General features: G+C 46.2%; 25 protein-coding genes and 1 pseudogene. 11 read left to right on the top strand and 15 right to left on the bottom strand.

Annotation, left to right across the window (positions count from 1 at the left end):
• The first annotated feature begins 14 nt into the window (after nt 1-14).
• Nucleotides 15-1,226 carry an MFS transporter gene (locus ACFTRD_RS06120; RefSeq protein WP_379378158.1) on the top strand — a complete coding sequence of 404 codons (1,212 nt, stop codon included), beginning with the start codon at nt 15-17 and terminating at the stop codon, nt 1,224-1,226.
• A 94-nt stretch (nt 1,227-1,320) separates the two neighbouring features.
• Here the strand turns inward: ACFTRD_RS06120 and ACFTRD_RS06115 are convergent, their stop codons facing one another.
• A complete protein-coding gene (locus tag ACFTRD_RS06115; RefSeq protein ID WP_379378157.1) occupies nt 1,321-2,550 on the bottom strand; it encodes a cytochrome P450 in 1,230 nt (409 codons plus the stop codon).
• 505 nt (nt 2,551-3,055) lie between these two features.
• Here ACFTRD_RS06115 and ACFTRD_RS06110 point away from each other — a divergent pair.
• Nucleotides 3,056-4,267 carry an asparaginase gene (locus ACFTRD_RS06110; RefSeq protein ID WP_379378156.1) on the top strand — a complete coding sequence of 404 codons (1,212 nt, stop codon included), beginning with the start codon at nt 3,056-3,058 and terminating at the stop codon, nt 4,265-4,267.
• A 236-nt stretch (nt 4,268-4,503) separates the two neighbouring features.
• Here ACFTRD_RS06110 and ACFTRD_RS06105 read toward each other — a convergent pair whose 3' ends face one another.
• Nucleotides 4,504-5,136: an O-methyltransferase gene (locus tag ACFTRD_RS06105; RefSeq protein ID WP_379378155.1), complete on the bottom strand. Its 633-nt coding sequence runs from the start codon at nt 5,134-5,136 to the stop codon at nt 4,504-4,506.
• 240 nt (nt 5,137-5,376) lie between these two features.
• Between ACFTRD_RS06105 and ACFTRD_RS06100 the strand changes: the two genes are divergently transcribed.
• From ACFTRD_RS06100 to ACFTRD_RS06070, 7 genes are all read left to right on the top strand, one after another.
• Complete coding sequence (locus ACFTRD_RS06100) at nt 5,377-6,528, top strand: THUMP domain-containing class I SAM-dependent RNA methyltransferase (protein ID WP_379378154.1); 1,152 nt, start codon at nt 5,377-5,379, stop codon at nt 6,526-6,528.
• A 235-nt stretch (nt 6,529-6,763) separates the two neighbouring features.
• Nucleotides 6,764-8,764: an LTA synthase family protein gene (locus ACFTRD_RS06095; RefSeq protein WP_379378153.1), complete on the top strand. Its 2,001-nt coding sequence runs from the start codon at nt 6,764-6,766 to the stop codon at nt 8,762-8,764.
• 88 nt (nt 8,765-8,852) lie between these two features.
• Nucleotides 8,853-9,278: a cytidine deaminase gene (locus ACFTRD_RS06090; protein WP_379381201.1), complete on the top strand. Its 426-nt coding sequence runs from the start codon at nt 8,853-8,855 to the stop codon at nt 9,276-9,278.
• A 53-nt stretch (nt 9,279-9,331) separates the two neighbouring features.
• A complete protein-coding gene (locus ACFTRD_RS06085) occupies nt 9,332-9,550 on the top strand; it encodes a GNAT family N-acetyltransferase (protein WP_379378152.1) in 219 nt (72 codons plus the stop codon).
• A gap of 985 nt (nt 9,551-10,535) precedes the next feature.
• Nucleotides 10,536-11,759, top strand: a complete 1,224-nt coding sequence (locus ACFTRD_RS06080; protein ID WP_379378151.1) for a sensor histidine kinase — start codon at nt 10,536-10,538, stop codon at nt 11,757-11,759.
• Nucleotides 11,756-12,403, top strand: a complete 648-nt coding sequence (locus tag ACFTRD_RS06075) for a response regulator (protein ID WP_379378150.1) — start codon at nt 11,756-11,758, stop codon at nt 12,401-12,403. Before ACFTRD_RS06080 ends, ACFTRD_RS06075 begins: the two co-directional genes overlap by 4 nt.
• A gap of 115 nt (nt 12,404-12,518) precedes the next feature.
• The gene (locus ACFTRD_RS06070) at nt 12,519-13,784 is read left to right on the top strand and encodes an alpha/beta hydrolase (protein ID WP_379378149.1); all 1,266 of its coding nucleotides are present in this window, start codon (nt 12,519-12,521) and stop codon (nt 13,782-13,784) included.
• Nucleotides 13,785-14,308: 524 nt separating this feature from the next.
• Here the strand turns inward: ACFTRD_RS06070 and ACFTRD_RS06065 are convergent.
• Nucleotides 14,309-14,449 carry a hypothetical protein gene (locus ACFTRD_RS06065; protein WP_379381199.1) on the bottom strand — a complete coding sequence of 47 codons (141 nt, stop codon included), beginning with the start codon at nt 14,447-14,449 and terminating at the stop codon, nt 14,309-14,311.
• 253 nt (nt 14,450-14,702) lie between these two features.
• On the opposite strand from ACFTRD_RS06065, the gene ACFTRD_RS06060 reads away from it, so the two are divergent.
• The gene (locus tag ACFTRD_RS06060; RefSeq protein WP_379378148.1) at nt 14,703-15,437 is read left to right on the top strand and encodes a DsbA family oxidoreductase; all 735 of its coding nucleotides are present in this window, start codon (nt 14,703-14,705) and stop codon (nt 15,435-15,437) included.
• Nucleotides 15,438-15,726: 289 nt separating this feature from the next.
• Here ACFTRD_RS06060 and ACFTRD_RS06055 read toward each other — a convergent pair whose 3' ends face one another.
• Together ACFTRD_RS06055 and ACFTRD_RS06050 are read right to left on the bottom strand one after the other, a co-directional pair.
• Nucleotides 15,727-16,557 (bottom strand): aldo/keto reductase, encoded by an 831-nt coding sequence (locus ACFTRD_RS06055; RefSeq protein WP_379378147.1) that lies wholly within the window; start codon nt 16,555-16,557, stop codon nt 15,727-15,729.
• Nucleotides 16,558-16,730: 173 nt separating this feature from the next.
• Complete coding sequence (locus tag ACFTRD_RS06050; RefSeq protein WP_379378146.1) at nt 16,731-17,012, bottom strand: hypothetical protein; 282 nt, start codon at nt 17,010-17,012, stop codon at nt 16,731-16,733.
• Nucleotides 17,013-17,217: 205 nt separating this feature from the next.
• Between ACFTRD_RS06050 and ACFTRD_RS06045 the strand changes: the two genes are divergently transcribed.
• Nucleotides 17,218-17,616 (top strand): hypothetical protein, encoded by a 399-nt coding sequence (locus ACFTRD_RS06045; RefSeq protein ID WP_379378145.1) that lies wholly within the window; start codon nt 17,218-17,220, stop codon nt 17,614-17,616.
• A 61-nt stretch (nt 17,617-17,677) separates the two neighbouring features.
• Here ACFTRD_RS06045 and ACFTRD_RS06040 read toward each other — a convergent pair whose 3' ends face one another.
• From ACFTRD_RS06040 to ACFTRD_RS05995, 10 genes and pseudogenes are all read right to left on the bottom strand, one after another.
• Nucleotides 17,678-17,899, bottom strand: a complete 222-nt coding sequence (locus ACFTRD_RS06040; protein ID WP_379378144.1) for a YuzB family protein — start codon at nt 17,897-17,899, stop codon at nt 17,678-17,680.
• Between the two features lie 20 nt (nt 17,900-17,919).
• On the bottom strand, nt 17,920-18,222 hold the full coding sequence (locus tag ACFTRD_RS06035) for an iron-sulfur cluster assembly accessory protein (RefSeq protein WP_192265894.1): 303 nt from the start codon (nt 18,220-18,222) through the stop codon (nt 17,920-17,922).
• Between the two features lie 142 nt (nt 18,223-18,364).
• A complete protein-coding gene (locus tag ACFTRD_RS06030) occupies nt 18,365-18,622 on the bottom strand; it encodes a hypothetical protein (protein ID WP_062322197.1) in 258 nt (85 codons plus the stop codon).
• A 229-nt stretch (nt 18,623-18,851) separates the two neighbouring features.
• A complete protein-coding gene (locus tag ACFTRD_RS06025) occupies nt 18,852-20,066 on the bottom strand; it encodes a M14 family metallopeptidase (RefSeq protein WP_379378143.1) in 1,215 nt (404 codons plus the stop codon).
• Between the two features lie 223 nt (nt 20,067-20,289).
• Nucleotides 20,290-21,099 (bottom strand): glutamate racemase, encoded by an 810-nt coding sequence (gene racE / locus ACFTRD_RS06020; protein WP_282189460.1) that lies wholly within the window; start codon nt 21,097-21,099, stop codon nt 20,290-20,292.
• Between the two features lie 223 nt (nt 21,100-21,322).
• The gene (locus ACFTRD_RS06015) at nt 21,323-21,709 is read right to left on the bottom strand and encodes a YtxH domain-containing protein (protein ID WP_192265893.1); all 387 of its coding nucleotides are present in this window, start codon (nt 21,707-21,709) and stop codon (nt 21,323-21,325) included.
• A 187-nt stretch (nt 21,710-21,896) separates the two neighbouring features.
• Nucleotides 21,897-22,802, bottom strand: a complete 906-nt coding sequence (locus ACFTRD_RS06010; protein WP_192265891.1) for a DUF4261 domain-containing protein — start codon at nt 22,800-22,802, stop codon at nt 21,897-21,899.
• An 11-nt stretch (nt 22,803-22,813) separates the two neighbouring features.
• The gene (locus ACFTRD_RS06005) at nt 22,814-23,275 is read right to left on the bottom strand and encodes a DUF86 domain-containing protein (protein ID WP_192265889.1); all 462 of its coding nucleotides are present in this window, start codon (nt 23,273-23,275) and stop codon (nt 22,814-22,816) included.
• A gap of 173 nt (nt 23,276-23,448) precedes the next feature.
• Nucleotides 23,449-23,736, bottom strand: a complete 288-nt coding sequence (locus tag ACFTRD_RS06000; protein ID WP_192265887.1) for a Dabb family protein — start codon at nt 23,734-23,736, stop codon at nt 23,449-23,451.
• A 285-nt stretch (nt 23,737-24,021) separates the two neighbouring features.
• Nucleotides 24,022-24,426, bottom strand: a pseudogene (locus ACFTRD_RS05995) (phage holin family protein); the annotation flags it as partial.
• Between the last annotated feature and the right edge of the window lie 43 nt (nt 24,427-24,469).

Below are 24,469 nucleotides of genomic sequence, written 5' to 3'. Positions count from 1 at the left end.
GAAGTGAAAGCACTTTGAAAACGTGGAAAGTAAACCTCATTGTGCTTTGGTTTGGACAATTTCTGGTCAACTCGGGCATGACCATGATCACCCCATTTTTGTCCCTTTATCTTGCCAAGGATCTGGGCGTGGTCGGTGAGCACGAGATTGGCATTTGGGCGGGATTTATATTTGCTGCCAACTTCCTCACCTCATTTTTGTTCCAGCCCTTGTGGGGCAAATTGTCTGACAAATACGGTCGAAAAATTATGTTGCTGCGTTCCGGATTCGGAATGGCGATTGTTATCGCCCTGATGGGTTTTGCACAGAGCCCATGGCAGCTTCTTTTATTACGCCTGCTCAACGGTACAATTTCCGGGTTCAACCCGGCAGCCGTAGCCTTAATATCAGGCACAACACCGAAAGATCGTATGGGGTTTGCCATGGGGATCAGCCAGTCCGGTCAGGTTGCAGGTACGATTCTCGGTCCATTGATTGGCGGCTTACTCGCTGATGCGGTCGGCTTCCGGCCTATCTTTTATATTACAGGCGGACTGATTTTCGCAGCTTCCATGCTCGCCATGTTCCTGGTTAGAGAGAAGTTTGACCGTAAGGAAGCAGCCAAACTGCCGGAACAATCCGTATTGTCCGGTCTGAAGGAGCTGAACAAGTCATCGCAATTGCCTGCGTTGTTCGCTGTAACATTCCTGCTGCAATTTGCCATGATCAGCCCGATGTCACTCCTCCCGCTATATGTGCAAAAATTACATGGTTCTGACGTCAATGTGGCCTTCTGGGCAGGATTGGTGGGTGCAGTCACGGGATTATCCAACATGGCCATGTCCCCGATTCTCGGGAAGCTCAGTGACAGGATAGGTTCACACAAGGTACTTACGTTCTCCCTTATAGGAACAGGCCTCATGATTATCCCTCAAGCATTCGTGCAGACGGTATGGCAGCTCATTATCGTCCGTTTCATGATGGGTGTGTTCATGGGCGGCCTGCTTCCGAGTGTCAATGCGCTTATTCGATCCTATACGCCAGATAGCATGATTAGCCGGGCATTCAGCTTCAATACGAGCACACTCGCGTTGGGTAACATGCTTGGAGCCGTCATCGGAGGCTTTATGGCCGGGTTCATCGGCATCGAAGGACTGTTCATCGTCTCTGGTGGGCTGTTGCTGCTCAATATGGTGTGGGTGAGGCTCAAGCTGTATAAAAAGCCCCCTCTGATTAGAGAATTATGACGCTTGGATTCAAATGATATTTGTTCTTATGAAAAAGCCGCTTTCAGCGCCTATCAGGCATGAAAGCGGCTTTTGGCATTCATTTGTTCAAACCTTAACATTGATTCATTGTGTCAGATGGCTTGTGAATTAAACTCGTGAATTGAATCGGATATTCTTTAACGCCAAATACAAAAGCACTTTGAATTGGCTGCAAAACCGTTTCCGGCAAAAGCTGAATGTCTTTCATTTGCCGAAGCATGGTCTGAAGTACAACCCTCGCCTCGAGCCGTGCAAGCGGCGCACCGAGACAAAAGTGAATTCCAAAACCAAAACCCATATGTCTGTTCGGTTTGCGGTCAGGCACAAACTTCTCTGCCTGATCGAATTGAGCGCTGTCCCGGTTGGCCGATCCTACCCAGGAAATCACCTGTTCTCCCGGCTGAATCGTTTGTCCGTTCAATTCTACGTTTTCTTTGGCAATACGCCCAATAGCCACAATTGGCGGATAGTAACGCAACGTTTCCTCTACCACTGACGGAATGAGTTCGGGGTGATCTCTCAGCTGCTGCTGAAGCTCGGGTTGCTCTGACAGAACCCGGACGGCATTGGTAATCAGATTGGTAGTGGTTTCATTACCGGCAGCAAGTAACAAGATGCAGAATCCGATCACTTCCTCTGAGGTAAGCTTCTCCCCTTCAATCTCTGCAGCAAGCAGCAAAGAGATCAGATCATCCTTGGGCTGCTGACTTCTTTCTTCCATAATGGCCGTGAAGTAGCTCGCCAGCTCCTGTTGATTCCGCTTCTTTTCTTCCATCAATTCCTGGAAAGCTTCATCACTGTCATCCCGCGCGCCTTTCACGAGTGCATCAGACCAGTCTTTAAATTTCTGGCGATCGGCAGCAGGGACTCCAATCAATTCGGCGATCACGATAACCGGAAGTGGTGTGGCGAGATCATCGATTAGCCGCATACGACCTTCTGACAGATGCGGAGCAAGTAACTCATCGGCGATTTCCTGAATACGCGGAGCTAACGCTTCGATCGCTTTAGGCGTGAACGCCTGATTAACCAGATCCCGTAATTGCTTGTGCTTCGGCGGATCTGTAGTAAGCATGCTGGCGTTTGCGCGATCACGTTCGGAAGAGAACAGTTTTGGGTTTTTCAACACATATTGCACGTCTTCATAACGGAAAACATCCCAGCATTCTCGATGGTTGTCATAGCGGACTGGAGTGTTGTCACGAAGTTCAGCGTACACCGGGAAGGGAAATAATTGTTGCTCCACCGCCTCCAGTTCCCGGATCGGAATGTAATTGGCATACTTTCTGGGTGCTCGGTTCATCGTTTCTCCTCCAATCATTAATATATATTTATTTACATATTGAAATCACCATATATTATAGACTCAACGCGATGAGCATACAAATTTTTGGCAATAATTGAGCCTCTTTTCCTAGAACGTATTACAAAAATCGTCAAAACTTGCTAACTTGCACTTCTAATATCCGTTGTGACAAGATCAATTCTGCTATTGATTGTCCTGCAACACTTTTCCCCAAAATCTATCTATACTCTATCAGGACAAAAGCCTCATATGTTATAAAATATGACGTAAAAATCCAAATATCATGATTTTATATTCCTCGCCCTCTTTCACAACTCCTTATTTTCATCCATAAAACCTCATAAATACAAGGTATACTCTATATATCTATCAATGTAACCGTTTACCCTACCTATATACACTATTGTCATATTAATTAACATGAAATACAATCAATTTGAATTCAATACATATCATCCTCAAAAAACATCACACGAAACTAACCTGAAGGAGAGTGCTATTCATGAAAAAAACTCCACATCTTCGTCCTTGGGCTGTATGGAGCACAGCCGCGTTGACAGCCCTGACCATCTCCCTGTCCCCAATCGGAACCTATGCAGCTCAGGCTGCTACGGTAGAAGTGAGCGGTACAACCAGTGCAGTTCAGACTGCATCATCCACCCCGGCTCGCAATACGACCGTCCCTGCCATATCGGCATCGTTCAAACAATCCGCCCTGCCTAATGTTCTGGTCATTGGAACAGGCGGTACGATCGCAGGTCAATCCGAGGATGCGACCAGCTTCCAGAACTATAAGGCAGGTACACTTCCGATTGGAGAAATGGTTGACGCCTTACCGGACAAACAGAAGATTGCAGATGTTAGCACACTCCAATTCGGAAATTCAGGTTCAGGCTCTTATACCATGGCTGATCTCTATGATTTGTCCCAAACCGTAGACAAGGCGCTGGCTCAATATGACAGCGTTGTGGTCACTACCGGTACAGATACCATGGAGGAGATCGCCTACTTCCTTGACATGACAGTACAAAGTGATAAACCCGTTGTCATCACTGGGTCCATGCGCCCTTGGACAGTTATCGGCTCGGATGCACAAGCCAATCTGTACAATGCCATTAAACTCGCAGGCAGTGGTCGTACCACATCATTTGGCACAGTGCTGATGTTGAACGATACCATTCAACTGGCACGCGGCGTGACCAAAACGAATGATTATCGTACGGATACGTTCGAAACACCAATGCTCGGTGCAGTAGGATATATTGATGAAGAGAACATTCGAATTTATCGCGCCCCTGCACGCGCCTTGAAGCCTGAAGGTACAGCGAAACCGGCATTTGATCTGAGCAAAATCTCAAAAGCAGATCTCGCCAAAGTGGAAATAGCCATCTCCTATCAGGAAGCTGGAGGCGAAGCCATTGAAGGATTTGTGAAAGGCGGCGCCAAGGGAATCGTCACCTCCGGTACCGGAGCAGGCGGGATCTCCAGAGCGATGGGACAAGCACGAACCAAAGCCGTGGAGGACGGCGTGATCTTCGTAACTACCACTCGGACAGGTTCAGGCAGTGTCTATGGTGGAGGAAAGGGCGTTATTGCGGGGGACAACCTCAGCCCTCAGCAAGCACGCATTTTGTTGATGCTTGGACTGTCCTTCAGTGATGATTTTGATACAATCAAAAAATGGTTTGAGACTTACGGAACGCCGGAAGTTTAAGAAGGACTAATCACTTTATATCTTGCAAAAAATAAGAGACGACATCCCCTCGTACCCAGGGTCTGGTCGTCTCTTATTTTTGTCTGATGCCTTTCAATCTCCTGCATGCAAGATCCAGGATGCAACATGGGCATCGTTTCATTTATATACCGTTCATTTCATTGGATCGATGGCAGAGATGGACAAGCCTCTTTAATGCCGGTTCATCAGAGCTTTTGCCTTGTGAGCTGATATTCTTACTTCACCCAGGCCAGAGCCAGACCATCATAGTCCGGCAGCATCGTTGTAACGAGCCTTGGGTCACTTGCCATCTGCTCGTTGAAACGTCGAACTGCGAGGACTGCCGGCCCCTGCTTGTCCGGATTCAGCGTACGGCCACGCAGGAAACAGTTATCTCCCACGATGACCGCCCCGGGCCGCGCGAGCTTAATGGCATAATCGAGATAAACGGGGTAATTTTCCTTGTCTGCATCGATGAAGAAGAAATCGAAGGTGCGTCCTTCCTGGGCCAATTGTTCCAGACTGTCCGCTGCGGGGCCAATTCGATATTCGACCTTGTCCCCGAAGCCTCCTTCCTCCAGATGACCGCGAGCCATCGCTGCGTATTCCTCTTTCAATTCCAGCGAAGTCAGGGTCCCCCCTTCACTCAAACCGCGAGCAAGACAGATACCGCTGTATCCGCCCAGCACGCCGATTTCGAGTACCGCTTCCGCTTTGGATGTCTTTGCAAGAAAAGTAAGCAAACGGCCATAGGCCGCTGCAACCGAAACTTCCGGCATTCCATTCGATCGGATGGCTTCTTTTACCTTCAACAAGAGATCATCCTCTTGAAATAATTGATTTACATATTCGTCAGGGGTCAGATTCACCGCTAAAATCCTCCTTGGACACTTGGACTGCTTTCCATATGGATGCCAATGTTCTATAATAAATGTTTGTTGTCAAACACAGGCGGTTGACTGCTGCATCGCCTCTAAAGGTGAATGCATAAGCTCACCGCATTTCTCATTGTAAGTTTTTTCACGGAAAGCGGCAAGGCCGCACCGTCACTATACAGCGGAGAGAAGGACATCCCTACTCCCGCTTGAAATGGAGTTGAAATGAATCACATGGCTCAATTGCAACTGATTGCGACCTCGGCGATGGGACTCGAGGCTGTTGTCGCCCGGGAACTGAAGCAGCTGGGGTATGAGGATGTTACGATCGACAATGGCCGGGTTTTCTTCACTGGAGATTATATTGATATTTGCCGGTGTAATCTGTGGCTGAGAAGTTCCGATCGCGTATTGGTCAAAATGGGTGAATTCCCGGCGACAACTTTCGATGAATTGTTTGAAGGTACCAAAGCATTACCTTGGGAGGAATGGATTCCAGCTGATGGCGAATTTCCGGTTGAAGGTCGCTCCCACAAATCCCAGCTAAGCAGCGTGCCCGCATCACAGGGAATCGTGAAAAAAGCGATCGTAGAGAAACTGAAGCTGACTCACCACACCGAGTGGTTCCCCGAAGATGGGTCTCGTTATGTGATTGAAGTCATTTTGCTGAACGATCGCGCCCTGCTTACTTTGGATACGACCGGACCAGGTCTGCACAAACGGGGTTACCGTAAACTCGTCACCGAAGCTCCGCTCAAAGAAACACTTGCAGCGGCTCTTATTCAGCTCAGTCGCTGGAATGTATCCCGCCCCTTCTATGATCCATGCTGCGGATCAGGCACAATGCTGATCGAAGCCGCCATGATCGGCTGGAACATTGCACCCGGACTTCGTCGGACCTTCAACTCAGAGAACTGGGCTGTCATTCCAGAAGAATTATGGGAACAAGCGCGTGAAGAAGCATTTGATGCTGTGCGCGATGATATCCCATTACAGATTTCAGGCAGCGACATCGATCCGGAAGCCATTGAGGTAGCACAGGCAGCAATTAAAAGTGCCGGTTTCGCCAAAGATATTGAAGTAAGTGTACTGCCTGCTCATCGTGCCAGACCACAGGGTGAATATGGTGTAATCATTACCAATCCGCCATACGGTGAACGCTTGAGCGAAGAGAAAGAAGTTCAGAAGCTGATCCGTTCATTAGGACGCAGTTACCTTGAAATGCCGACATGGTCCTTTTTTGCCATCACCTCGACCAAATCCTTCGAAGATGCTTTCGGCCGCAAGGCAGACAAGCGCCGCAAGCTGTTCAATGGACGAATCGAGACCCAATACTATCAGTATCTGGGCCCACTGCCTCCACGGAATCAATCACCACAACAATAATAACGTTGTACAACTAGAGTGCCCCGGCCTTTCACGGCTGGGGCGCTTTTTTTGGGTATATGTTCCGGGAGTCATATGATTGATCTTTTCCGGACCGCGAGCGGCTGCTGATGATGCTTCTTCCGCATGGGTTTTTCTCCCTTGGGCATAGTTGAAAAGCCATGACACCGCGCTATAATGAATGAAGCCCTATTTTACATTCCGTTAACAAAACCAATCACCTGGGGGGAGACATATGCTTGTCAATAAGCCAACACGCAGCCTTACGCCGCGCGGGCTTCTGAATCATCCACTTACGTTATATCTTATTTTCCTTGTACTCATGCTCCTTAAATTAATGTGGCTCCATCACAATCTGCACGCTTACAACATCACAATGGGGCTTCTGGACAAAGTGATCGCCATCGGCTCGCTGCTGATTCTGTCCTTCTGGACCTGGTGGCTGCCTCGTCGAGGGATGATCCTATCACTTGTTATGCTCAATCTGCTGCTCACTGCACTGATTTATGCCGATATGGTTTATTATCGCTACTTTCAGGATTTTCTAACGATTCCAGTGTTGATGCAAGCCAGACAGGTCGACGCGTTGGGGGAAAGCATTGCTACACTCATCTATGCCAGCGATCTGTTGTTCTTTGTCGATTGGCTTGTGATCATCCCCTATGCAGCTATTCTGCTGTTCAGTAAACGTCACCGCCGTAGTGGACGTTACAGTGCATATACGAGTGAATTGAACTCTCACTCGTCACACTCCGGCAAAACAAGCATGCATCGTCGACTCACCGCAGGCAGCATCGCCTTGGTATTAGGTCTGGGGCTCGCGGTAGGTCCAATTTATTTTTATAGTAAAACCTGGGCAAAAGGCTTGTTCGATAACAACTGGTGGAACGTGTCCATGTACAACGTTACCGGGCTTCTTGCTTTTCATGGCTATGATCTGTACAACTATGCCAAAGACCAGTTAGGCTCCGGACCAGAGGTCGATCCTGGCGATCTGGAACAGGCGGAAGCTTATTTTGCGAGCAGACAACAGGCTGAGCCACTGAAGGATGCGATGTTTGGCAAGTATAAAGACAGCAATGTGATCATCGTCCAAGGTGAGGCCTTCATGAATTTTATGATTGGTCAGAGCATTGGCGGTCAGGAAATTACGCCTCATTTTAACGAGCTGATGAAGGAAAGCCAGTACTACAGTCACTTTTATCACCAGACAGGTCAGGGGCGAACATCGGATGCTGACTTTGGAGCCAATATTTCATTGCATCCACTGTCGGTTGGATCCGCGTTTGTCCGTTACGCAGACCACAGTTACGATTCCCTGCCTTCGATCTTGAAGGATAATGGTTATAGTACGAATGTATTTCATGCCTATGAGAGCGGATTTTGGAATCGCTATACGATGTATCAGAATATGAAGTATGACAAGTTTTACAGTAAAAATGATTTTGAACAGGATGACCCGCTTGGCTGGTCCCTGTCGGATGAGTCCTTTTTCCGCCAATCGGTTGAGAAAATGAGCAGTGAGGTTACAGCGCCGTTCTATTCATTCCTGATTACACTTAGCAGTCATCATCCATACGCGTTACCCCAAGATAAACAGCAGCTGGATGTCGGGCAATTCAAAGGAACGATGTTCGGAAACTATCTGCAATCCGTTCATTACGTGGATTCTGCTCTCGGCAGCATGGTGGAAGACCTGAAAAATCGGGGATTATGGGACAAAACAATCTTTATGTTCTACGGAGACCACGATAATTCCATTAAGGAACAGCCCCAATACGAGAAATTTCTCGGACGCTCGCTGAACGATCTGGATATGGAGCAAATCATGAACGAGGTGCCTTTGCTGGTGCATCTGCCCGACGGAGCCGCAGCTGGAACGATTGACGAGCCTGCTGGACAGCTGGATATCACACCTTCCGTGCTGCATCTGCTCGGTATATCAGATCAAACCTACTACCATATGGGCAACGATGTGTACAACGGTTCCTCACGCATGGTGGTATTGCGCAGTGGTGCATTCACGGATGGCTCCGTGTTCTATATCCCTTCGGATGATTACCTGTATGAAAGGGGCTCCTGTTATGATCTGTCAACACGTGCCAAAACGGATATTAATGCTTGCCGATCCGGTCATGAGGAGGCAACCAATCGATTGCATGTGTCCGATACGGTCAATACATTTGACCTGATCTCACGTTTTCGCGAGGAGCAAGCGTCTAAACCTGCTTCCTGACAGATAGTGAGCGGCACGGACAAGGCTGTATATTCCTATTTTCAAAAGATAATTAAAGACTACAATGAAATGGAGCTAATGCATGACCATGACATCACATACAGATCCATTCAATATTGAACAAAAACTGTTCGAAGAAGCTGCTAACTTTGTCAAACATCGCTATCCCCAAGGCTGGGGCGGCGCAGCTGCCGTTTATACCGAAGCCGGTTCGCTGTTAATCAGCGTAGCTCCAGAAGTGATTAATGACGCCACCCATCTATGTATGGAAACAGGAGCCTATTTGGAAGCCCACAAATTAAACGAGCGGGTCACCCACTCGATCTGTGTGGCACGCGACGATGAGCACACGGAATTCAAGGTTCTCACCCCTTGTGGTGTGTGCCAGGAGCGATTATTTTTCTGGGGAGAAGACGTGAAGGCTGCCGTATACGATCCTGACGGGACTTTAATTTACAAGAGATTGGACGAAATTCAGCCTTACCATTGGACCAAGGCATACCGGGATAAGTAAGAAGTTAAACTATAAGTGTTGAGGCTGCACTCCGTTGCGTAGACGGAAAGAAAGTGGCATGGAACGGCGGGACAGGTATTGCGCCTGCATTTAGAGGGCAGGGCATTGGCAGAGTGCTCATGTTAAGAAGTCTAGAGTTGTGCCGAGAACATGGCGTGGAGATTGCGATACTTGAAGCACTCGCCCAGAATGAGAATGCGATAAAGCTATATCAGTATGTGGGCTATGAAATTACGGATCGATTAATGTTTTACAACATATGGGTACCATAGATCCCCAATTACTGAAGGGATCTGTTGTGCATCCCTCTTCTATCACCAAAGGATTGCCCCGTGATGTATATGCGCTAGGCTTCTATCGAGGCTTATCTGATTGGCAGACACAATGGCCTAGCATGAGGGAGGGTGAATCTGTAATCATTAGACAAGATAGCGAGCCTGTATGCTATGCATTGTTAAGCGTACAATTGATCAAGAGGGTAAATTGGTAACCATTTCGCTCTATTAATGTGAGGTCCTTCCTGGGCGGGAAGATACAGAGGAGATTTATAACTTGCTCTCAGTGAACTGTTCGCCCCATTAGACTATGTTTGCAGACGAGCGACAGCTAACCTGCGTAAATCCAATCAACTATTGAACGATCTATTGATAAAATTAGGTTTCACAACAAATGTTGAGCAAGTGCTCATGATGCGAAATATGGATCTTAGATGAGATAGTTGTTTTAAAAAAAAGAATATGATCCGATCGATAGTCAATATTATCTTGGCTCCTCTCTACACGATGTGGAGGGATGTGCAGAGGAGATCATTTAAATATCCTCTGCATACTTTACTCCTCTATACCTAAGTTAGATAAAAGAATAAATATCGAGAATAGAGTTAAGTTCTTCTCTTCTTGGTTTATGCATTATTAAAATACTGATCATGGTTGGGCAGGCAAGACCTCAGCAAAAGCCTTTTTATAGGTTAGTGCTGGTATTTCTCTTTCGAAATAATCTAAGATTTGTTTTTAGATAGTGATAACATATAAAGCTTGTTGAGGAGTGAAAAGATATTTTTGTGTATTCGGAACAGTCATACTCAAATGATTCTCGCTATATAGGAGCAAGAATGAAGAAAATTATTGCTCTCATGGACTGGAGCATATTCTCGCTTCATTTTTGTCATTACTTGTTGCTTGGTATTCTAATTATGACTGTAACTAGAGACACGGTTCAAGTTCAATTGGAGAGGGTCATTGATAGAGGTAATCATCAATGAGTGATTATTCGAAAAACAAACCGTATAAAAGCTCCCGAACTGATATCCAAAATGTTCTGCGGGAGTCTCGTCTGCCTGCTTTAATCTGGGTCATTCTGGTTTATTTTTCTGCATTGTTCTTCCAGCTTCCTATGATTCCCACATGGTTCGAATTCAATATTTTTACAGGTCTCATTTTGATCCACATTTTGCTGCATTGGTATGCCGGGTCCGTTGTCGATAAACGGCCCTGGATTTATTTTGTGACGCAAGGATGTATCGTCTGGGGGGCTGCACTATTCATTCCTAATGCTCATTCTCTCATCTTTGTAAGTCTACTGACGGCTTTGGCAGGCCAAAGTATTGGCGTATACTCTCAACGGATGAAGGTGCTTTTGGTTTATACCTTGTATTGTACTTTGTTTTCTGTTTCACTGGTTTGGCGCGGGACGACCGAGGATTTGCCATCAACATTGCCCTCTCTCTTCTTCGTCATGTTTTTCGTGACCGGTTATGCTTCTTTGTTCTATAAACAAGTTCGTGCTAAATTGCGGACCCAGTCTTTCTTAGTTGAATTGGAACGAGCGCACAGGAAAGTGGAGGATCTAACCATTGCGAACGAACGTCAACGGATGGCCCGTGATTTACATGATACCTTGGCTCAAGGGCTGGCAGGTCTCATCATGCAGCTTGATGCCGTGGATGCACATATAGAGAGCGATAATATCAATCGTGCCCACGAGATTGTTCAGCTGTCGAAAGACCAAGCAAAGCGCACGCTTTCAGAGGCGAGAAGCGCAATTGAAGACTTGCGTTCGTATTCTGCAGAGGTCATAGATATTACTAAAGCGGTACAGGATGAGGCTGAACATTTCTCACATATGACAGGGATTCGTATTTCTACTCAATTATTGATCCCCCATTCGATGGTACCGAAGTTGATCTTCGAACATAGCTTACATATCATACGAGAATGCTTGGCCAATACAGCAAAATATGCTAATGCTACGAATGTAGAAATTGTGCTTGCAGCACACGAAAACGTAATCGAGCTAAGAATTACGGATAACGGAATAGGGTTCGATACCAAGCTGATCGAGAAACAATCTGGTAGCTATGGTTTAATCGGCTTATATGAACGAGCCAGAATTATTGGAGGGGATATGGAAATTGAAAGCGGAAAGCAAGGAACCAAAGTTTCTGTTCGCATTCCATTACAACAGGAGGACATCAATTTATGACAATTAGGATTCTGATCGTGGATGACCACCTAGTCGTTCGTGAGGGGCTTAAGCTGATCCTGGAAACCAATCAAAGGTACGCGGTAGTCGCAGAAGCATCCAACGGGATGGAAGCGATCCGACTGCTGGACGCATACAAACCGGACATTATCCTATTGGATTTAAACATGCCTGTAATGGGCGGATTAGACACCATGACAGCGATCAAAGCCAAAGGACTCGATATTCCTGTCATTATTTTGACTACCTATAATGAGGATGAAATGATGATCCGCGGACTGGTGTTAGGTGCCAAAGGGTATTTGCTTAAGGACACGGGAAGGGAGATGATATTTCGCTCAATTGATGCAGCGCTGAGGGGGGAAACGTTGCTACTTCCGGAGATCACCGAGAAAGTATTTGCTAACAAGATGTTAGGAAAGGCGAAAGAGTCATCCTCGGCAAAGACATCTCTTACAGAAAAAGAGCTGATCGTGCTTCAAGCGATTGCCCGTGGATCTCGAAGTAAAGAGATCGGCTTCGATATGGGAATATCCGAACGTACAGTAAAGACTCATTTAACTAGTATATACAATAAATTGGGTGTAGATTCGAGGTCGCAGGCCGTCGCTGTCGCGGCAGAGCGTGGAATCCTGCATTTATGATCGAACATTTTATAGATTTGCCCGATCGTACCTTTGGGGCTTGCCCTTTTGTACGATTTTTTATTTTCCTCCTCCATTTATGATGAATGCATGAATAAAAATTGGAGGAAAAATAATGAAAAAACGACTGACTACGATTCTGGCAATTGTTATCGCACTGACCACGCTCTCCGCCTGCGGCAAAAATAGCGGAACTTCCATACAGGAGGAAATTCCGAAATCGGAAAATAGCGAAACTTCCGCACAGAATGAATTTCCGAAACCGATCGGAAGTTATACGGTTGGGCGTACACAGATGGACTTCAAGTACAAAGCATCAGATAATTCAGAAAGGGAACTGACGGCGTTTTTTTTCTATCCGTCCGACAGCAGTGAAGGCAAGTCAACGGCAGAATATGCATTTCCTGAGTTTCATTCACTGAGAGATAAGCTTCTGGTTAGGCTAGGGGGTACAGCGGGGGATGAGCAGCTTTTTGACTCCAATTTTAAGACATGGTCTTACGACGATCTGGCCTTGTCTGAAAAGGAGAAACAATATCCGGTTTTATTCTTTGTTCATGGCGCAGGCGCTTACCCACAGCAAGGCACTTTGTTCTCTCAAGACCTGGCAAGCGCCGGCTATATTGTAGTATCGATCGGCCATGCCGAAAGTGGTGTGTACAAACTCAAGGATGGACGAACTGTTGGTATGTCAGAGGAGTTTATGGACGATTTAACGAAATACGGAATGGAAGCGGCCGCCCTAACTCCGCCTCAAATTGTAACAGAGAAGCTCGAGGAAGAAGAAGCAATAAAGATTTCTCGCAAATTGACTTCGGCGCCTGAAGCAGTGAAGTTTGCAAAATATGCCGTTTTACAAAGAGAGGATATTAGTTATGTCGCAGATAATCTGTACAAAATGAATACAGGTGATATTGAATCCATGTTTAAAGGCAGATTGCAGCTTGAAATTGGTATGGGTGTGTTCGGACATTCTTTTGGAGGAACAACAGCGGCAATTGTTAGCCGTGACGATGATCGGTTTGTCGGTGCTGTAAATCTTGACGGCAATATGCTAGGTGCTCTGGATAGCGACCTTAAGAAACCCTTTATGCAACTCAGCACCGTGCTTGCCTATAATACGAATGCATTCCTTCTTGAATCCAACAGCGAAGACACCTACTTTGCCATAATTGATAATGTGACTCATGGTGACTTCTCTGATTCCTTGTTTACTACTACGGATAAAGCATCCAGAGGAACCCGGGATGCGATGGAACAGCGCAACATTATTACCTCGTATACAAAGGCGTTTTTTGATAAATATATGTTGAAAAAGGAAACGGAGATTGAAAGCCTTTCCTTTGACGGCGTAGAAATGATTAAGAAGCCTCACAGATAACAATAATACAGCAACAGTTGCATTGGATAGATGTTAGAAAAAAGAGTCACCTACAGAGGTGGCTCCTTTTTTCGGTAAGCAATATTCTATGACTAAGAGTTAACATACGTCAGAAGAAATTACTTTCAATTCTATTCCTCTTATTGGATTAGAGGATTTAGACTATTTTTCAAGGTGCCAAAGTTGAGCTGTTTAGATTATCTATTTCGGTCACTATAAACGGCAAGGCTTTTTCAATATATTGTTCTGCCGAAGAAGACCCATTATTTATCCAATCTTCTGATGCTGCGTAAATGCCAGAACTTAATAGGACTGCCCCCACCTTTAAAGCTTCGGAATCAAGAATAGACTGTTGTTTTAATAGTAGAGAATAAAATAAGTTTTCCAGATCTATTTTCATTTTTTGTTTAACTATTGTGCTGAATGATTCATAGCTCCCTCTACATTGGGTGTTTAAATTTGAATTTTTGATCGTTTCTGCATGAAAATTAGTTAACGCAAGAAAAATGTTTACATAAGTTTCTTTAGTGAATTTTATCGAAATGATCTAAGCTTTTAATAGTGTTGTCTACTACAGTTTCTTTAATGACGACATCCAATAAATCATACTTATCGATAAAATGGGAATAAAGAGTTGCACGAGTAACAGTTGCTTCATCCGTAATATCTTTTATAGTACTATGAAGAAAAATTTATAGAAATAGATGGATGGACTATGCCAAATATGAATATGTTAGAAGTCCCACTTTATTTAGGACGTTCCGTATATGCTACTTTCAATGGTGATTCGGAGCAATGCTTCAGCACTTCTTTTTTTGGAGGCTGGTAATAACCACAACCTTGCGAATGATGGAAAGTCGCTATATAATTGTAACTGTACTGGTTTCATTTGTTTGTAAATGATGGAGGTTTTAATCGATGAATATTGAAATATGGTCCGACTTTATGTGTCCTTTCTGTTATATTGGCAAACGTCGTCTGGAGAATGTATTGGCACAATTCCCACATCGCAATGATGTGAAATTACAGTTTAAAAGTTTTGAACTCGATCCAAATGCTGAACTGAACAGCGGCAAAACCAACGCGGAATATCTGGCTGCCAAATACAATATGAGTGTCGAGCAGGCACGCGGCATGAATGCCCAGATGAATGCCAATGCTCGCACGGCCGGACTGGAATACAACATCGATGAGATGATTCCTACCAACTCCTTCTCTGCTCACCGCCTCACCCATTGGGCAGAAACACAAGGAAAAATGCTTGAGCTGAGCGAACGGCTATTTCAAGCGATCTTCATAGAAGGCAAACATGTCGGCAATACCGATGTACTGATCGAGTTGGCTGAAGAAGTGGGTCTGGATCGCAATGCCGCAGCAGAAGTGTTGTCAAGCAATCAATTCGCAGACCAAGTGCGTGCCGATCAGGCAGAAGGCGCACAGTTAGGTATCCAGGGTGTACCGTTCTTCGTATTTGATCGTAAGTTCGCTGTATCTGGTGCTCAACCGGATGAGGTGTTCCTTGATGCCATCCAGAAAGCTTGGGACGAGCGCTCCCCTTTCACCATGGTGGAGTCCAACACCACTGACGCAGATGGCAGTGGAGTATGTACCGAAGACGGCTGTGAGGTTCCACAACCCGATTCATCCAAATAACACAAAAGCAGCAGGATCAAGGGTTATCCCTTAATCCTGCTGCTTTTTTAAATCCATCCACATAAGATGAACTCATAATTTACACTATAACGGAGAGGGCAGAACAAATCTGGAGAAGCAGCGCGTTCGCATTTATCACTGGATTTTACCCTTTGAAGAGAGGGAATTCCAAAAATCCGGGGATAACGGCGATCGAAAGATTGTTCTGCACACGTAGTGGCCTAGTGTAAAGGATTATGCTTTCATTTTATATCACGAAGAACGATCCGTCACCGGAACAGCTGCACGCTCAATCCCAGAACAGCTGATCCGGATGCGGTCCCGTCCGTTTATCCGAATCCAGCGCATCAATCAATTTCAGCTCATCCGGGGTCAATTCAAAATCAAAAATGTCTGCATTCTCCCGAATCCGCTCTGGTGTAACCGACTTTGGAATCGTCACAATCTGGTTCTGGATATCCCAGCGCAGAATAACCTGTGCCGGCGTTTTTCCGTATTTCTGAGCCAGACTTTTCAAAGTCGATTCCTTGTTCAGTTTACCTCTCATAATGGGGCTCCATGCCTCCAACTGAATGCCCTGCTCCCCGCAGAAATCCTGCAGCTCCTGTTGAATCAGACCCGGATGCAGTTCCACCTGATTTACCGCAGGTACCGTTCCACCTTCATCTATGATATCGCGCAGATGGTGTACTTCAAAATTACTTACACCAATGGCACGTACGCTCCCTTCACTATATAGACGTTCAAATGCTCTCCACGTCTCCTTATACTGGTCTCTGCCAGGCCAGTGAATTAAGTATAGATCAATCACATTCAATCCAAGCGCCTTCTGACTGGCCTCAAATGCTCTCAAGGTCGAATCAAACCCTTGATCCTCATTCCACAGCTTGGTAGTCACAAACAGTTCATTACGGGCAATACCACTGCTCGCAATGGCTTGCCCAACTTCTTCTTCATTTCCGTAAATCGAAGCGGTATCAATACTCCTGTACCCAACTTCCAATGCTGTCTCCACCGCTTGCTGTACTTCTTTGCCCTTTGCCCGATAGGTTCCAAATCCCAGCCACGGCATCGTCACGCCGTTGTTCAGAATCGTACAATCCGAAATATGTTTTGTCATTCTGTACCTCCTGTGTGAAATTTGCCTGCTTATGGTCTATTAACCTTCTCACAGAAATTCAAGCGGTACATGACATTCCATATGGGCGGACCCACTTCACTGGACTAGTTCAAAAAAGACAAGAATAACCCGCAAAGCACTGCTGCTCTGCGGGTTCGATGTGACAGGAACACCTATTGATCCCCTTGCCCATTCTGACTCTGGATCGAGTTCAATCTTCTCTTCTCCTCAATGAACATCTCTTCTGCCAACTCAACGCCCTGACCTCCAAGCGAACGTTCGGCTTGACGCATGGCCTGCTCGGTATGCGCCAAACGGCGTTCTGCCTGTTCAATGGTTTGATCTGTTGGATGTGACATTGCCTGAGAAACGGCAAAATGAAGTTTGTTCACTGCATTCTGCGCCTGGGATACGGTTGTATCGGCTTGCAAACTGGAATCATAACGCTTCGGCATGAGTATTCCTCCTTGGGATCATGTTCCTGTTACCCCTTTAGGATGGTTGACGACAGCCATCCTTATTCTTCTTTTGCTAAAACAATGACGGATTATTCTGATATTCCTATGTAAAATTTAAAGATGAATATGAATGATGTGTATAACCTTTTGCGGTCTAACTGCGTTTATTTGATAAGTACCTTTTTCACAAGGAGATATGTGTATGAAGAACTATTTGATTCTTTCCATTCTTTTACCTTTATTGCTATTTAGCAGCGGCTGTACACCTGCGACGTATGAAATAACGGGATATACAAGCTCCTCCATTAATGAGGAGATCCCGGTTCCCGTGAATGCAAAGCAGATGAGCCTAAAGGCATATTCAGACAATCCAAACTTTAAAACAGGCATTACATATGAATTGAAACATATCGGAGGAGAACAGGGATTATATGTACCATCCGATTATTTTGAGAAGTTATCCGAAGCCGGATGGGTTGAGGTGGAAGAAGAGCGTATGGGGCATGTTCATTTTTTGAAAAAAAGCGATACGGTCATTGCCATTGTGTTTCAAGAGCATACCTTCGAAATTATTGAAATGATGCCGGGCTTCACCTTTTAATCCTGTGCCATTACCAACCACAACTAAAAAAGAGAGGCCATGGCCTCTCTTTTCCCTTTTCCTACTTCACGAATTTCGCGACTTTTTCAAGCACTTCTTCTTCCGACGGAGCACTGATATACCGACCGTTGATGAAGACAAAAGCACGCTTTGCACAAGGACCGCAATAGGATTTGCAACCAATCTTGATCTCCGTATCCGGAGCCATTTTCTCCAACTTGGCTACAATCGATTTTAGTCTGATATGATTACATTTTTCGCATACACGGATATCGTTAGCCATGAGTTCCCCTCTTCGCTCCCTTAGTGGTCGCCGTTGTTGCCTTTGGATGGGTTCGTAATAACGAATCCTTCTTCAGGGAAGTAAAGGTAATCAATTTTCACGCCATCCAGCAAAGGCTGGTCATTTTCAAGAATGACGTCAATCTCTTTATCGGTAGATACAACCGTATCATTTTCTTTAGGTGTATCGATATCGAGTCCGTAGTGAGCATGATCACCGTGTGCATGCGTGATTACAACGCGCAGTTTTTTACCTTCGTTCTCAGGCTTGTCCAACTCAAGCTTCAATACTTTCGCGGCATTACGTGTAATTTTGCAGTTCATTCCATTCATCTCCTATATCGTAATTGCTGGTTCCAACAATTTCAGCATTTCTAAACTCCAGCATCTATTGTAAAGAAAGTTACTGCGCTTCGCAATAACATTGATGCAAAATCGATGTTAAAACCACCCATTTTACATCAGATCAAGACGACGCACCCGCTGTAAGCACCGGATACTTGCGCTCCGCACGACTCACAAACCAGTTCATCAGCAACAACGTCACACCAATATCATCTATAGGCATAAACGGCATCACGTCAGGCAGCACCCAGTAAAGCAGCGCCGGGATGATGAACAGCAGCTTTTCTCCCAAAGGGATTTGCGGAGCCCGCAACAGACGGGGCAGCCGTTTGAATACTTGTGTCCATCGTTTGAACGACAGCAGTCTTCTCCACTTCATATGAACCCCTCCGTATTATAAATGCACCGTAATGGATCAATAAACGTTATTCATACCCATCATTACCCGATTCAGAGTGATCAAGAACCTCTGCTGCAAAGTACAGATCAAAAAACGAACGCCGGTAACAGCGCCCGTTCCTGTTATACGAGTGGACCAGCATTAAGTTTCATCTCTACTCATCCAGATCATGTAAAAACACAGATCAACAATATACTAAAGACTGCGGTTATTGTTCACCGTCTGATAACAACTCAGCCAGCAGCATACCGACTTCCACACAGATGTCATCGAACTGTTCAACGGGGAGTGGATTAACGCCTAACCCAACTTCTACCGTGAAGCCCGGCTTTCGAAATTTCTGTATAAACCAATCCTTGTATCCGGCATCACTGCCCCCAAGCTTGACTGCCTTGTACCCCGACGCCCTTGCCAACCTGCGAGACAGTGGCGCACTCTCCTTGGGCTCCAAATCTCGGTAGTTCCAATAGATCTCCTGTCCCTGACTATGCAGTGAAACGACAGCGTCAAAGTTGTGCTGTTCAGTCCACTGTGCAAGAGCCAACGCCTCCGGTTCGGATAATGGGGCTGTTCCTGCATAGTCTCTTGGCCCTGGTGATGTTATCCCTCTTCTTGCCGCTTCTTCCTCCCAATGCGCCGGAAACTGATCGTTCAGGTCTACCCCGCGTATATTGGCCTTCCAATGGGTAAAATGAGAGCGCCCGCTATTCCATTCCAGCAACTTCTCTGCATGGGGATGCTCGTTAACCACACCCTCCTGAACCAGCTCAACCCCATCCGGATTGACCATGGGGACTGCCCACAACGTTGTTTCTTGCATCCAACGCTCTGTCTGAAATCGATGCCATGGCGTATGGGTGCTATATGCTATCGCATACTGTTCAACGAATCGCATCAGCACTGCCGTCGTCAGCCACTCATTGGCATGGACCGAAGCGTTGACATGAATATGTCGGGGACCTTGGCCCATACGCAAATAAGGCAATGCCTTACCCATGACACTGGTGCCAATCGAACCTGTAGCAATAAAAGAATAATTCTTTTCCAGCAGATGGATATCACGGCACATTTCACGGTAACCATACTCTCCTTGCATGTTCACAATAGTTTTTCCATTGGAGTCCGGAATATGAATACATCGCCCGCACCAGTCCGAAACGTTCGCAATTTCAGGGTTGGCTTCGCGCAATTCTTTTTCACTCAGCCCAAAACGCAATGCAATCCTGGCTGCCTTCTCCCCAGGCTGCACTGCATACCTGCGCCCGGTTCCCGGTGTAATACGCAGCATTTGTCCTGACAACAAATAGGGCTGGGACGCGGCTTCCGGGTTGAGAGCAGCCAGTAACTCCTTGGTCATATGGTGTGCTGCCGCAATACGCGACAAGGTATCTCCCTGATGAACAATAATCCATTGCAGTTCCATGTTCTTCTCCTTTCCCTGTAGGAAACGGTGTAATCTCCTGTCCTTTTCTTACGTGTGCACTTATTGTATATAATATGTATGCGGATCGGGTTGTCCGTCATGTGACACGAATCGCGCGAATTATTCCAGCATAACTCCGCAGCCTGTACGTTCTGAGATATCAAAAAATCCCGGAACGCTAACAGTTCCGGGCTCACCAAAAAAAATGAATTTAAGGATGAAGCTATGATAATTTCGTAACCTGCCATACAACTGGCGTCTTGGAGATTTGCTCTCCCAACCATTGGCGAGTAATATTCTGGAACATGCGTGGGTCCCCTGTGCAAAAAAACTGATGAACTGGTGTCTCATCCCCACTGGCCAATTTTCGTTTATCATACAAAATCGTGCTGATCTCCCTCGCCGTTTCATCTGCCGAACTGATCAGCTTCACTTCCTGTCCCATAACCTCCTGAATGGTATCCATGAGAAAAGGATAGTGCGTACAACCCAGAATGAGACAATCAATCGGCTGCTGTTTTATCTGGCCTAAAGATTGCTCCACCGTACTTGTCGTTTGCTCGGAACGGAATTCGCCTTGCTCCACCAACGGCACAAGTGCCGGACAAGCCTGACTGACCACATCAATATAGGGAGACAACTGTTTGAGTGCAGACGTATACGCACCACTTCCAATCGTTCCCACGGTGCCAATGACACCGATTCGTCCTGTGCGTGTGGCTGTGATGGCTGCTCGCGCTCCTGGATGAATAACACCGATGACAGGCACATTCACCTTGGCTCGAATATAGTCGAGCGCTGCTGCAGTAGCCGTATTACAGGCGATAACAATAACCTTCGGATTGAACTGGATCAAGAAATCAACGATTTGTTCCGTAAATTGTTTAACTTGTTCGGACGAACGGGGTCCGTACGGTGTCCGGGCAGTATCTCCAAAATAGATGATCTTTTCCCGCGGGAGTTGACGCATGACTTCCTTTGCGACAGTTAATCCCCCTACACCGGAGTCTAATATAGCGATTGCTTGCTGCACGAACACACCGCTTCCTTCTTTATTGAATTGGTTCTGATAACGATTGGTTTCCAGAGCTTTCTTCCTACCGTATGAACTTTCCGGCAAAAAGGTACCTACATCTTACCCGATTTCATCACAGGGTTCAAACAAAAATGCCTTGCAAGCAGTTTCACGCTACCACACACAACAAAGCAGGCTCCCCTCCCAGATGGAGGAAAGCCTGCTCGCTTCAAGCTTTGCTTTAGATGTTATCTTTGGAATCATCCACAGGAAGCTTTGCGACAACTTCAATACCCGACTCATTCGATGCATCTGAATTAATGGAAGAATCGGTATCACTGATGACTGCAGATACGCGCACTTCTTTCCCTTCAGCGCAATTGCGCCAGGATTGGATATCCTGGATGACCACATCTGCCGTCTCTTTTACTTTGGATACGATCTGTGAGCTTTGTTCGCCCACCTTGCTGGCCAGTTCCTGACCTTTCTCACTCACCTGGCGTGCACCTTCCGAAATGTCCTGACGCAACTCACGTCCGGATTTTGGCGCCAGCAACAGAGCTGTCACCGAACCTACAACTGAACCGATTAATGCGCCCCACAACAAACTTTTGTTTGAATCCTTCACGTCACATCTCTCCCTTTACCTTAATGAAGTACCGATTAACCAAGCAACACACTCTGTTGCTCGTCAATCCGGGCGAATGCCTACTCTGTTGATGCAGTATAAGCAGCAAGGGCTTGACCTGACACTCCGGGTAGCAAAAAAAATTCTAGGCTCCTTATCCGCACCTTCTGACGACAGCATAATAACCCTAGGTTTGCCGGGCTGGCTCAAGAGGAGCAGCGGTATGTTCTTCTCCCGGGTCCAGATCAATCACATATCGTCCTGGTGCAATCAGTGCCGCTTGATGCTCACAACGCCAACGACGTCCGCCGGAAGATCCCAGCGTCTGTCCGTCCTGCAGAACATCCCCCTGATCAAATATGTAATATGCCGCACCCAATAATGTCTGGGCTACCGTATCTGGATCAAGCCCAATGAAATGACACTGAACATCAGGCACACCCAGCGCTGACAGACCAACCGTGTCCATAACAAGCTGACGCTGTTCCTCAGTGCCTCCCGCCTGGTACATACGCACATTCATCGCAGCATAGAGATGTTCTTCACGTTCCTGTGACTGCATATAGGCTTCCGGTTCAACCAATTTGTCACTGCCATACCAATACAACGCCTCACAAGGCAACACTTCCATGACCGCCTGAATCGTCTTTTGGAACAATTCAAGCCGCTGTTTGCGTGGCATGGCAGCCGTGAACATATCATGAAGCCGGATGGAATATTGGATCGTTTTCATAGCTTGTCCTGCTTCTGGCCAATGCCAGGCTTGCTGCAAAGCCCCTCCAAAACGGGCACGATCTGCAATTTCAGTAACCGGAAGCATACAAGTCTGTGCGGGAATGTCACCTTCCTGAAAAGAGACTTTATGGTTCAAATGGTAGAAAACCAGCATCTCAGGAGTATGCTCTGCATTTCCTTGTTTCACGTCAAGCCGGACTTGTCCGGTATGACGATTCAGTGCCTCCTGCAAACGTGCACGGTCTACTTCGGGACGTTCCTGAAATAAAAGTTCAATCATATATACCGGATGAAATCCGGAAGGTGTGTCATTCGTTTCTTGTTTTCCTTCTCTATCTTCTTTCCATTCGCTCGTCATGCTGTTTCCCCTCATTCCTTGCTCTGTCCCTCGGCCTGTGCAGTTTGGAATGGCCCGAGTTCTTTTTCCACATAGGTACTGACCTGTTCGGAAAAACGTTCAAGCACGTCTGACAAGTCACTGCTCAGCGGGTGCAGTTCAGCACGTTCCCAGTTGTAATAGTCCTGTACCAGCGGCTTGCGCAACAATACGAGGCGACTAAGCACCTCATAGGTTGCATCATCAAAAACCTTCTCTTCATGGTTAATCTGTATAATGTCGTCATAACTGCTCGCATCACGCATGATGAAGCCGTCTATGAGGTAACTCCCCACATCGGTAACAATCTCGATGGCCAGATGAAGACAACGTTCCTGAACCATACCCAGCATGAGACTGCCATCCCAGGTTTTTGACACGCTACGAAGGCCCTCGGCCACATCCGGAATGGCAGCAAGCCGGCGTGCAATTTGTTCCCTGTTTACATAATACAATCTGTTCACGTCCCGTTCACTGAATTATCGGTTCCGTTTTCCTCTTCGCTTAAGCCAAAATAATATCACAGGACAAGCGATCAGAAACACGATAAAAATATATAAAAATTCCATAACGTCTCTTAAATCGCTCATGCACAGTCCCCTTTAACCAAAATAAAATGAGTAACAGATTAGATTTCGTAGTCCACCGCAATCGACTGCTCTCTGACTTGGTTCATATATTGGATCACTTCCTGATGTAGTGGATGCACCTGGTATGCCTGGAGATCCTCCAGAGATGCAAATTCCGCCGTAAGTGAAATGTCGAAGGATCTCTCCGAACGAAGCACGTCCACACCCACTTCAAGCGAAATAAGAACATCAATTTTCCCTTGCAGATTGCGAAGAACATTGGCAGCCGCTTCAATACTTTCAGGCGAACGATCTTTCATTTTAAACAGCACAATATGTTTAATCATTAGACAAGCACCTCATTTAAGTATAATTAATTGGTAGGAATGAATTTTCGTGTATCCAAAATATATCATAACGTCCTCTATTACGAAAGGATACTTGGAAACGTTCTCTTCAACGACAATTTAATTAGAGCTACTTTTATTCGCCCCGGGTTTCTACTGAAGCTTGTCATTCCCCTGTTCAGTCGGGTCTGACTGCTTTTTCTTATCCGCACCGGCCGGTTGTTCTTCCGACTTCTTATTCTCCGCATCCGGCTGTGGTTGGGGCCATTCCCGATCAGATAAATCTTCCTGTTTCTTAAGCACTGCTATAGCCTGTCTGAGCTTGTTTGGCAACGGAAGCCCGATGCGGGCATAATTTTCGGTAATGGATATAAGCTCATTCACAAGATAGAAATAGATGGCTCCCCCTTTGATAATGTCAGTCCCCATCAGCATGTCAATTCGGTGGGCAAGCAGAATAACTGTCAGCATCAGACCTTTGCGCGCAAGCCCCCAAAATCCGATATTACTATTCAATCCGTCCCCCGATCTTACTGCTGCCGCGAGACCCGTAATGTAATCCACAGCCATTGCAACCGCCAGCAGGCTAAGCAACTGATCCCATCCACCAAAAGCAAATGTCATGATTGCCCCTGAAATGGCAGCAAAGGTACTTACCGATGGATTCACGTTACTCACCTCTTCTCTCATTTGTCTCCATACAAGTTATGCAATAGTAAGAGATTTTGACAGG

The organism is Paenibacillus sp. NPDC056933 (assembly GCF_042674385.1).
Lineage (GTDB): Bacteria > Bacillota > Bacilli > Paenibacillales > Paenibacillaceae > Paenibacillus.
The sequence above is the reverse complement of the archived record's forward strand: the minus strand, read 5'-3'. Positions and strand labels throughout refer to the sequence as shown.

Bases quoted from the DNA above. Each gene is read 5' to 3' on its own strand.
- ACFTRD_RS06040 (WP_379378144.1), bottom strand. From the start codon at position 17,899: ATGGCTAACGATATCCGTGTATGCGAAAAATGTAATCATATCAGACTA.
- ACFTRD_RS06115 (WP_379378157.1), bottom strand. From the start codon at position 2,550: ATGAACCGAGCACCCAGAAAGTATGCCAATTACATTCCGATCCGGGAA.
- ACFTRD_RS06075 (WP_379378150.1), top strand. From the start codon at position 11,756: ATGACAATTAGGATTCTGATCGTGGATGACCACCTAGTCGTTCGTGAG.
- ACFTRD_RS06060 (WP_379378148.1), top strand. From the start codon at position 14,703: ATGAATATTGAAATATGGTCCGACTTTATGTGTCCTTTCTGTTATATT.
- ACFTRD_RS06025 (WP_379378143.1), bottom strand. From the start codon at position 20,066: ATGGAACTGCAATGGATTATTGTTCATCAGGGAGATACCTTGTCGCGT.
- ACFTRD_RS06000 (WP_192265887.1), bottom strand. From the start codon at position 23,736: ATGATTAAACATATTGTGCTGTTTAAAATGAAAGATCGTTCGCCTGAA.
- ACFTRD_RS06100 (WP_379378154.1), top strand. From the start codon at position 5,377: ATGGCTCAATTGCAACTGATTGCGACCTCGGCGATGGGACTCGAGGCT.
- ACFTRD_RS06095 (WP_379378153.1), top strand. From the start codon at position 6,764: ATGCTTGTCAATAAGCCAACACGCAGCCTTACGCCGCGCGGGCTTCTG.
- ACFTRD_RS06035 (WP_192265894.1), bottom strand. From the start codon at position 18,222: ATGAACTGCAAAATTACACGTAATGCCGCGAAAGTATTGAAGCTTGAG.
- ACFTRD_RS06050 (WP_379378146.1), bottom strand. From the start codon at position 17,012: ATGCCGAAGCGTTATGATTCCAGTTTGCAAGCCGATACAACCGTATCC.
- ACFTRD_RS06045 (WP_379378145.1), top strand. From the start codon at position 17,218: ATGAAGAACTATTTGATTCTTTCCATTCTTTTACCTTTATTGCTATTT.
- ACFTRD_RS06030 (WP_062322197.1), bottom strand. From the start codon at position 18,622: ATGAAGTGGAGAAGACTGCTGTCGTTCAAACGATGGACACAAGTATTC.
- ACFTRD_RS06010 (WP_192265891.1), bottom strand. From the start codon at position 22,802: ATGACGAGCGAATGGAAAGAAGATAGAGAAGGAAAACAAGAAACGAAT.
- ACFTRD_RS06070 (WP_379378149.1), top strand. From the start codon at position 12,519: ATGAAAAAACGACTGACTACGATTCTGGCAATTGTTATCGCACTGACC.
- ACFTRD_RS06110 (WP_379378156.1), top strand. From the start codon at position 3,056: ATGAAAAAAACTCCACATCTTCGTCCTTGGGCTGTATGGAGCACAGCC.
- ACFTRD_RS06055 (WP_379378147.1), bottom strand. From the start codon at position 16,557: ATGACAAAACATATTTCGGATTGTACGATTCTGAACAACGGCGTGACG.
- ACFTRD_RS06080 (WP_379378151.1), top strand. From the start codon at position 10,536: ATGAGTGATTATTCGAAAAACAAACCGTATAAAAGCTCCCGAACTGAT.
- ACFTRD_RS06090 (WP_379381201.1), top strand. From the start codon at position 8,853: ATGACATCACATACAGATCCATTCAATATTGAACAAAAACTGTTCGAA.